The following is a 544-nucleotide window of genomic DNA, read 5'->3' as shown; positions in this document are numbered from 1 at the left end:
CTTACAGCTCCCCAGAGCATATCGGTGTTAGTGCCGTCCTTCATAGGCTCCTAGTGCCAAGGCATCCGCCGTGCGCCCTTTCTAACTTAACCTAAAATATTCATCAGATTCCGTCGCGTCGAACGCTGTGTTCACTGTTAAATATCTTTCTTTGAACATGACTAGACAGCGATGTAAAGTCAATGTTCGTTAAAAAGGTATTGCAATATCAATTACGAAGTAATTGACTCGATTGATTACTTGATTTGTTACTCTTAAAATTGTTTTATCCAGTTTTCAAAGAACAAGTTTTGAAAGTTCATGATTCACTAAGTGAAAAACACTTAATGATCTCAATGAGCCTTCAAAACTGAACGCAAAACGTCAAGTTGTGGATATAAATCCACATTCCGAATGTTGAAAGGTCAAACACGAAGTGTTTTTCTCTTTCGAACATATATCCTTAGAAAGGAGGTGATCCAGCCGCACCTTCCGATACGGCTACCTTGTTACGACTTCACCCCAATCATCTGTCCCACCTTCGGCGGCTGGCTCCCAAAAGGGT

The 544-nt window shown here is 41.2% G+C and carries 2 rRNA genes; both read right to left on the bottom strand.

Going from position 1 to position 544, the window contains the following annotated elements:
• Positions 1-92 (bottom strand): 23S ribosomal RNA (locus tag G8782_RS18355); the annotation flags it as partial.
• Positions 93-446: 354 nt separating this feature from the next.
• Positions 447-544, bottom strand: a 16S ribosomal RNA gene (locus G8782_RS18350); the annotation flags it as partial.

This window comes from Sporosarcina jiandibaonis (assembly GCF_013184495.1).
In the GTDB taxonomy this organism is placed as follows: Bacteria; Bacillota; Bacilli; order Bacillales_A; family Planococcaceae; genus Sporosarcina; species Sporosarcina jiandibaonis.
The sequence above is the reverse complement of the archived record's forward strand: the minus strand, read 5'-3'. Positions and strand labels throughout refer to the sequence as shown.